At 75.4% G+C, this 7844-nt stretch carries 7 protein-coding genes and 1 pseudogene; 6 read left to right on the forward strand and 2 right to left on the reverse strand.

Annotated elements, in window-relative coordinates; genetic code table 11:
- Positions 1-97: 97 nt before the first annotated feature.
- Positions 98-679, forward strand: coding sequence for a hypothetical protein (locus ACFXOZ_RS05350; protein WP_375882690.1), 582 nt, complete (start codon positions 98-100; stop codon positions 677-679).
- 458 nt (positions 680-1137) lie between these two features.
- Here the strand turns inward: ACFXOZ_RS05350 and ACFXOZ_RS05355 are convergent, their stop codons facing one another.
- Together ACFXOZ_RS05355 and ACFXOZ_RS05360 are read right to left on the reverse strand one after the other, a co-directional pair.
- Positions 1138-1809: a response regulator gene (locus tag ACFXOZ_RS05355; RefSeq protein ID WP_380587599.1), complete on the reverse strand. Its 672-nt coding sequence runs from the start codon at positions 1807-1809 to the stop codon at positions 1138-1140.
- Positions 1806-3038 carry a sensor histidine kinase gene (locus ACFXOZ_RS05360; RefSeq protein WP_380587602.1) on the reverse strand — a complete coding sequence of 411 codons (1233 nt, stop codon included), beginning with the start codon at positions 3036-3038 and terminating at the stop codon, positions 1806-1808. The genes ACFXOZ_RS05355 and ACFXOZ_RS05360 overlap by 4 nt, the downstream gene beginning before the upstream one ends.
- A gap of 355 nt (positions 3039-3393) precedes the next feature.
- On the opposite strand from ACFXOZ_RS05360, the gene ACFXOZ_RS05365 reads away from it, so the two are divergent.
- From ACFXOZ_RS05365 to ACFXOZ_RS05385, 5 genes and pseudogenes are all read left to right on the forward strand, one after another.
- A complete protein-coding gene (locus tag ACFXOZ_RS05365; protein ID WP_375882684.1) occupies positions 3394-3954 on the forward strand; it encodes a heme-binding protein in 561 nt (186 codons plus the stop codon).
- Between the two features lie 194 nt (positions 3955-4148).
- Positions 4149-4571 (forward strand): hypothetical protein, encoded by a 423-nt coding sequence (locus ACFXOZ_RS05370; protein ID WP_375882681.1) that lies wholly within the window; start codon positions 4149-4151, stop codon positions 4569-4571.
- A 61-nt stretch (positions 4572-4632) separates the two neighbouring features.
- A pseudogene (locus tag ACFXOZ_RS05375) lies at positions 4633-5583 on the forward strand (NAD(P)-dependent oxidoreductase); the annotation flags it as partial.
- A 94-nt stretch (positions 5584-5677) separates the two neighbouring features.
- Positions 5678-6256: a flavodoxin family protein gene (locus tag ACFXOZ_RS05380; protein ID WP_380396416.1), complete on the forward strand. Its 579-nt coding sequence runs from the start codon at positions 5678-5680 to the stop codon at positions 6254-6256.
- Between the two features lie 361 nt (positions 6257-6617).
- Complete coding sequence (locus ACFXOZ_RS05385; protein WP_380523388.1) at positions 6618-7754, forward strand: LPXTG cell wall anchor domain-containing protein; 1137 nt, start codon at positions 6618-6620, stop codon at positions 7752-7754.
- Positions 7755-7844 lie beyond the last annotated feature (90 nt).

A 7844-nucleotide genomic window follows, 5' to 3' on the forward strand; every position in this document is an offset into this window, starting at 1 on the left:
GGGGCCCGGGGCGGGGAACTGTCCGTGCCCGGGGGCCGTCCAAGGAGTGATGGAATGCCTGCCCGGGTTGAACGCCGGGGGGAGTACGGAGGGCCCTGTGCAGTCAGGTGGTGCCGAGCTGAACCTGGGGTGCCCGGACGGGTTCCGCGCCGGCGCGGTGGCCGTGCCGGACTGGTGGCCGGTGTTGGCCCCGGATGTGACGGTCGATCAACTCGACGCCGGGGAACGGTGCGAGGAGCTGCTGCGGGAGACCGTGGAGGGCCTCCGGCCGGTGCCGGTGTGGCAGGAGGCGGTGCCGCGGGCGGGGGTGCGGTTGGCGGCGCCCGGGCGGCGCGGCGCCGAGGTGCTCTGGTACGTGACCCGCGGGCGGGACCTGTTGACCGTCGTGTCCCCGGGTCGGCGGGCGGAGTTGGCGGGTGCGGTGGAGCGGCAGTGGCGGCGGCGGGGGTGGACGATCACCTCGCTGAACGCCGGACGGGATCGGCCCGGGGTCGCCGCGACGACTCGGGAGGGTTCTCAACTGGTGCTGTGCTTCGGCGAGTTCGGTGAGATCCGAGTGACCGCGAGCCAGCTCGGGGTGGCCCGCTCGGAGCGGGTGCCCGAGTTGCCGGGAGCGGGTGAGCCCGATCCGGCTCCGCTGCCCTACGTGCACTGCGCGTACTGGAGCGCACTGGTGTGACGCGCGGGGGCGGGTTACGGGGGAGGCGTGGAGCGAGTCCCCCCGGACCCGCTCCACGCCGCCACGTCGCGCGGCTTCGGCGCTGCCGCTCCCCCCGACACCCCGGCAGCCTCGCCGTTCCCCCCTGCACCACCCTCCGGCGAGAGCGTCCGCACAGACCCGGCGAGTCCCCACCCCCGGGGACGTCGTGCTCTCACGCTAACAAACCGCGTGGTTGGTTTGTCAATAGTGGGATCCACGAAAAATCCACAATCGTGGCGATGTGGTCGGGCCGGTGTGATGGGCGTCCCACCAGGCAGTTGTGACCTCGCCGGGGTGGTGGGCGGCCGGGCGGCACGCTCCCGGACGCGCGCAGCGCGCGGCCCGGAACCCGACATTCCATGCATCATGACAGCACGGAGTGACACCGCGCGAGTGCCCAGCGCAGCGGAGGAGCGGGCTCCGGAGAGCCGGGGCGGTCAGCGCAGCAGCCGGCGCTCCTTGGCCACCGCCACCGCGCCCGCCCGGGTGTCCACGCCCAACTTGTCGTAGATCCGGCCGAGATGGGTCTTCACCGTCGCCTCGCTGATGAACAGCGCCCGGGCGATCTCCCGGTTGCCCAGCCCCTGCGCCAGCTGTTCGAGGATGTCCTGCTCGCGCTCGGTGAGCTGCGGCGAGGGCGCCCGCATCTGCGCCATCACCCGGGAGGCGACCGGCGGGGAGAGCACCGTCCGGCCCCGGGCGGCCGCGTGGACGGCGGCGAACAGCTCCTCCGGCCGCTCGGCCTTCAACAGGTAGCCGGTGGCGCCGGCCGCGATGGCCCGGGTGATGTCGGCGTCGGTGTCGTACGTGGTGAGGACCAGGACGTGCGGCCCGCCCGGGGCGGCGGTGATCCGCCGGGTGGCCTCCACGCCGTCGATTCCCTCGCCGAGCTGGAGGTCCATCAGCACGACCTGCGGGGCCAGTGCGGCCGCCAGCGCGACGGCCTCCTCCCCGGTGCTCGCCTCGCCGACCACCTCGATGTCGCCCGCGCTGGCGAGCAGCGCCAGCAGGCCGGCCCGGACCACCGCGTGGTCGTCGCAGACCAGCAGCCGGACGGCGGCGGAGCCGGCGTCCAGTGCGTCGCTCGACGGGGTGCGCGCTGCGTTCATCGGTGCTCCAGGGGGATCGCGGCGGAGACGACGGTGCCCTCGCCGGGGGCGCTCTCCACGGTCAGCGTGCCACCCAGCTGCCGCAGCCGGGCGCGCATGGCCGGCAGGCCGTACCCGCGGGTGCCGCCGGTCACGCGGTACCCGCCCGCCGTCGGATCGAAGCCCCGGCCGTCGTCGGCGACGTCCAGCACGGCCTGGTCACCCAGGAAGGACAGGGTGATCGCGGCCGTCGAGGCCCCGGCGTGCTCCCGGACGTTGGCCAGCGCGCCCTGGGCGATCCGCAGCAGCGCGGACTGCACGGCCGCCGGCAGCGGGACGGGCGTGCCGTCCAGGTGGAAGCGGACCGGCAGCCCGCTCTCGGCGGACTCCCGTTCGGCGAGCGCCCGCAGCGCGCGGTCCAGGGTGCCGCCGTCGGCGAGCTCGGCCGGGGCGAGGTCGTGGACGAAGCGGCGGGCCTCGGCGAGGTTGCGGGCGGCCACCTCGGCGGCGGTGCGGACGTGGGTGCGGGCGGTCGCCGGGTCGGCGTCCCAGGTGCGGTCGGCGGCCTGCAGCAGCATCTGCTGGCTGGACAGGCCCTGCGCCAGGGTGTCGTGGATCTCCATCGCCAGCCGCTCGCGCTCCGCGAGCGTGCCCTCGCGCCGTTCGGTGGCGGCGAGTTCGCGCCGGGTACGGACCAGGTCGGCGATCAGCGCGCGCTGCCGGGCGGCCTGCCGGGCCATGAACAGGAACACCCCGGTGGCCAGCGCGGCCACCGCGGGCGGCAGCAGGACGAGGGTGGCGTCCGCCGTGCCGGGCAGCCGGACCTCGGCGCTCACCACCAGCAGCGTCAGGGCCGCCACCAGCGGGATCGCCGCCTTCGCGGGCAGTGCCCGCAGCCCGGTGTAGATCAGCGGGACGGCGCACCAGGCGAAGCTCGGCGCGAGCAGCACCAGCACCACCCAGAGCGCGACCAGCAGCGCCAGCGTCCACCGGCGCGGCCGGCCCGGCGGGGTCGGGCGGCGGTGGTCGAGCCAGGAGGCGGCCGGCTGGGTGACGGCCAGGGCGGCGCTCAGCCCGATCACCCAGGGGATCCGGGGGCTGTCGGCGTGGTGGGTGAGGTAGCGGCTGAGCGCGGCGGCGAGCAGCAGCAGGAAGGCGGAGTCCAGCAGCAGCGCCAGCCGTCCGGCGTCCGGGTCACCGGCGTCGCGCCCGCCGGGGGGCGGACCGGCGGACGGGTGGGGCTGCTGCACGGGGGGCTCCTGGCGCTACGGGCTCCGGACGGGGCTCGGCCGACGACCCACGGGGAGGCGGGTCGACGCCCGAGCAGTGTCGGGCGGGGCAGGGCGGGTGGAGCGGTACGGGCCGGCGCCCGCTGCACCGACCTGCGCCGATCCCTCGATGCTGACCCGTCCGGCCCGGTCCCGCATCAGCCGATCGGTTGACGTCGGCGTCCCCCATCATGCCCGGACGGTCGCGCCGGACCGTCGATGCCGCGCACCCGGATCCGGCCGGAGGATCGGAGCAGGGCCGGGCGGTCCCCCCGCCGTCCGGCCCCGGACCCGCCGCGGACCCCGCGGACCCGCCGTCCCGTTGAGGAGCTGGACCATGAAGAAGACCTCCGTGCGCACCCGGGTGCTGACCGGCACCGCCGCCGTCGCCGCGCTCGCCGCCGCCGGCGTCGGCGCCGTCTCGGCCAGCGCCGAGACCACCGAGACCCCGGCCTCCCCGGCCGCGGTGAAGGCCGACGCCCAGAACAGGAACCTCGCCCAGAGCACCGGCCTGACCGTCGACGCCGCCACCCGCGCCGCCCAGGCCGCCCTGGACGCGGCGACCAAGGCCGGCCAGCACGTCTCCGTCGCCGTGGTCGACCGGGACGGCGTCACCCGCGTGCTGCTCAAGGGCGACGGCGCCGGCCCGCAGGCCCCGGAGTCGGCCGAGCGCAAGGCCTTCACGGCGGTCTCCTGGAACGCCCCGACCTCGGAGCTGGCCAAGCGCCTGGCCCAGGCCCCGAACCTCAAGGACATCCCCGGCACGCTGTTCCTGGCGGGCGGCGCCCCGGTGCAGTCCAAGGGCGCTCCGGTCGCCGGCATCGGTGTCGCGGGCGCGCCCAGCGGCGACCTGGACGAGCAGTTCGCGCAGGCCGGCGTGGCCGCCCTGGCGAAGTGACCCGCCCCGCCCGGTCGGCCCGCCGCCGGGGCCGGCCGGCCGGGCGAACTCCCGTACCCGGCACCCGCCGTGCTCCCGGGCGACGGCCCGCGGCGGACTCGTTCGGGTGAACAAGGGGAGGGTCGCCGCAGAACAGGCGGTGACCCTTTGAAAAGCCGGTGTCGTTGTCAGTGCCGCGTGGCAGGCTTCCCGGTATGACGGCGTGGACCCTCAACGACATCGAACGTGCGATCCGCTCCTCCTGGGGTGTCGACACCTGCGCGCCCGAGGACCAGGCCCGCTGGCGTCCCGACAATCCCGCCCGCGGCCAGTGCGGGGTGACGGCCATGGTGGTGCACGACCTGCTCGGCGGCGAGCTGATGATGGGCGAGGTCCACGTCGACGGGGTCCGGACGGACCTCCACTGGTGGAACCGCTTCGCCACCGGCTTCGAGATCGACCTCACCCGGGAGCAGTTCGACCCGAACGAGCTGGTCGGCCCCGGCCGCCCGGTCGCCCGCCCGGCCCGCCCCGGTCGGCTCCAGGCCCAGTACGAGCTGCTGCGCCACCGCGTGGTCGCCGAGCTGGAGCGCGGCGCCTCGGCCGGCCGCCTCCGCCGCCCGGCCCGGGTCGCGTAGCCGCCCGGCCGGGGCGGCCCGCCCGTCCGGGGAGTCCTGGACATCCCCGGCCCGCCGGACTCCCCTGACGTACAGTCGCTCCCGGACGGACCAACGTACGGGTGACGGCGGCGGACGGAGTGCGCGGATGAGCGGGGCGACGGTCGGTTTCGTGGGGCTGGGCGCGATGGGGCAGGGCATGGCCGGCAGCCTGCTGCGCGCCGGCCACTCCGTACGGGTCTGGAACCGCTCGCCCGAGCCGGTGGCCGCCCTGGTGGCCCTGGGCGCCGAGGCGGCCGGCTCGCTCGCCGAGGTGTTCGCCGCCGACACGGTGGTCTCGATGCTGGCCAACGACCAGGCGGTCGAAGGGCTGCTGCTCGACCCGGGGCTGCTGGCGGGCGCGAAGGCGACCCTGCACGTCAACATGGCCACCGTCTCGCTCGCACTGGCCGAGCGGGCCGAGGAACTGCACGCCGGGCACGGCATCGGCTACGTCGCCGCGCCCGTCCTGGGCCGGCCGCCGGTCGCGGCGGCGGGGAAGCTCAACATCCTGGTCGCGGGCGCACCCGAACTGCTGGACCGGGCCGAGCCCCTGTTCGCCGCGATGGGCGAGCGCAGCTGGCACTTCGGCGACCGCCCCGGGCAGGCCAACACCGCCAAGATCAGCACCAACTTCCTGCTGGCCTGCGCGATCGAGTCGATGGCCGAGGCGTGCAGCCTGGCCGAGGCCCACGGGGTCCGGCCCACCGACCTGGTCGAGATGCTCAGCAGCACGCTCTTCCCCGGGCCGGTCTACTCCGGCTACGGCTCGATGGTGGCCGAGCGCCGCTACGAGCCGGCCGGGTTCCGGCTGCCGCTCGGTCTCAAGGACGTCGGCCTGGCCCTGGAGGCCGGGGCCGCGCGGCACGTCCCGCTGCCCTTCGGCGGCATCCTGCGGGACGCCTTCCTGGACGCGCTGGCGCACGGCGACGGCGAGAAGGACTGGGCGGCCGTCGCCGAGGTCGCCCGCCGCCGGGCCGGGCTGCCGGCCTGACCGGCCGCCGGAACCCCTGGCCGGGGCTGCGGAATACCCGGCGGTCCGCCGGTGCTCGCTCGGGTGTCCACAGCACCTGACAGGGGGAGTACCGATGACCGACCAGCCGTCCGACGCCGGGGCGCCGCGCCGTTTCCTGTTCCTGGACGCGAGCTCGCGCGTCGGCGGGAACACTCAGCAACTCGCCCGGCTGGCCGCCGAGTCGAGCCTGCCCGAGGGCGCCGAGCAGCAGTGGCTGCGGCTCGACGAGCACCCGCTGCCGCCCTTCCAGGACCTCCGGCACACCGGTGACGGCCGCTACCCGGAGCCGGTCGGGCACGAACGGACGCTGTTGGAGGCCACCTTGGCGGCCACCGACCTGGTCCTCGTCGCGCCGCTGTACTGGTACACGATGCCGACCAGCGCCAAGCTCTACCTCGACTACTGGTCGGCCTGGTTCCGGGTGCCCGGGCTGGCCTTCCGGGACGGCATGCGCGGGGGCACCCTGTGGGACGTCACCGTACTGGCCGGGACGGAGGAGCACGCCGAGCCGCTGATCGGCACCCTCAAGCTGACCGCCGAGTACATGGGGATGCGCTGGGGCGGCGCGCTGATCGGCAACGGGACCAAGCCGGGGGACGTCCTGCGCGACGAGCGGGCGCTGATCGCGGCCAAGTCCTTCTTCGCGGGCTGATCCGGCCGGAGACGGCTGGAGGCGGCCGGAGACGGCCGGAGGCGGCCCGGGGCAGTCCGGGCCGCCTCTGCGCGGACCGATGGATTCAAGCCACCCGGGCCCGTGCGATACCGTCTTCGCGGGCGTGTACCCGTCACTTTGCGGTCGTCCTTTGCCGAGGTGCAAAAGCCCTACCGTCGGACGGAGTTGGGCGATTCGGGCGCCCCGGGCCCGGTCGTGGAACGGAACCGGGCACCCGCCTTCCGAAGTGGCCGAATCGTTCGGTACTCTCCGTCGGAATTTCAGCTTCGCGGGGGAGTGGCGGCATCCACAGCCGCCCCCTCGCGCCCGGGCCTCGCCCGGACACTTCCGTGAGGTCTCCTTGTCCATACGTCGCAGTCTTGCCCTGGCCGGCGTCGCCGCGCTCACGTCCTCGCTGGTGCTCACCGGCGCCCAGGGCGCCATGGCCGTCGGCTCCACCGGCACCCCGTCCGCCGCCGCTCAGGCCGCGCAGGCGAACCACCAGAACCTCGACCTCTCGGTGCGGGGCGTCCCGGACACCTTCGTCGCCGGCGGTGACGCCCGCGTCTTCTCCTACCGGATCCAGAACTCGGCGAAGAACGACTTCGTCGCCTTCCCGCTCCTGAAGTTCAAGAACAAGGCCGGCTCGCTCAAGGCCAAGGACCTCAAGGTCGAGTACCAGCTGCCGGCCGGCCTGCCCGGCGGCGGCACCTGGCGGACCGGCTCGATCGCGCCCGGTGGCGGCGACGGCGACGACAGCGCCGTGCTGATCCTGCTCGGCGGCGTGAACGACGGCGGCCCCGCCGACGACGCGCTGCTCTACCTCGCCCCCGGCAAGCGGATCGACATCGACGTCCGGGTCTCCTTCACCAAGGACACCCCGCTGGGCAAGGCCGGCGTCGTCCCGGTGGTCTTCTCGGCCAACGCCGACGACGAGTCCGACAACGGCCACTTCAGCTGCGACGGCATCAAGGGCGCCGGCTTCACCATCAAGGCCGGTGGCGGCGGCAAGCCCACCCCGACCCCCACGCCCACCAAGACCGGCAAGCCGACCCCGACCACCAGCGCGTCGCCCTCGGCCACGACCACGGGGACCCCCACCACGGCGCCGACCACCCCGGCGCCGACCACCCCGGCCCCGACCACTCCGGCGCCGACCACCTCCGCGCCGACCACCCCGGCCACCGGCACCGCCTCGCCGTCGGCCTCCCCGACCGACTCCGGCGCGCCGGCCACCCCGGCCCCGACCGCCAGCAGCACCGACGTGCAGCAGCCGATCGACTTCCCGGTGGACGTGCCGAAGGTCACCCCGCCGAAGATCACCCCGGCCGTCGTCACCAAGGCCAAGACGGCCGCCGCCGACGCCGGCAAGACCCTCGCCACCACCGGTGGCGGTGACGACACCACCATGATCGCGGCCGCCGGTGGCGCCGTCCTGGTCGCCGGTGTCGGCACCCTCGTGGTGCTCCGCCGCCGCAAGGCCGGCCAGCAGGGCTGATCCGGGGCCGACCCGGGCCCGCCCGGAGCGGCTCCCGCTCGATCGACCCCGTGCCGCCCGGCCGCCGCCGGGGACGGACCTCCCGTCCCC

The sequence above is a fragment of the Kitasatospora sp. NPDC059160 genome (assembly GCF_042755465.1).
Lineage (GTDB): Bacteria > Actinomycetota > Actinomycetes > Streptomycetales > Streptomycetaceae > Kitasatospora.

Bases quoted from the DNA above. Each gene is read 5' to 3' on its own strand.
- ACFXOZ_RS05355 (WP_380587599.1), bottom strand. From the start codon at position 1,809: ATGAACGCAGCGCGCACCCCGTCGAGCGACGCACTGGACGCCGGCTCC.
- ACFXOZ_RS05365 (WP_375882684.1), top strand. From the start codon at position 3,394: ATGAAGAAGACCTCCGTGCGCACCCGGGTGCTGACCGGCACCGCCGCC.
- ACFXOZ_RS05380 (WP_380396416.1), top strand. From the start codon at position 5,678: ATGACCGACCAGCCGTCCGACGCCGGGGCGCCGCGCCGTTTCCTGTTC.
- ACFXOZ_RS05370 (WP_375882681.1), top strand. From the start codon at position 4,149: ATGACGGCGTGGACCCTCAACGACATCGAACGTGCGATCCGCTCCTCC.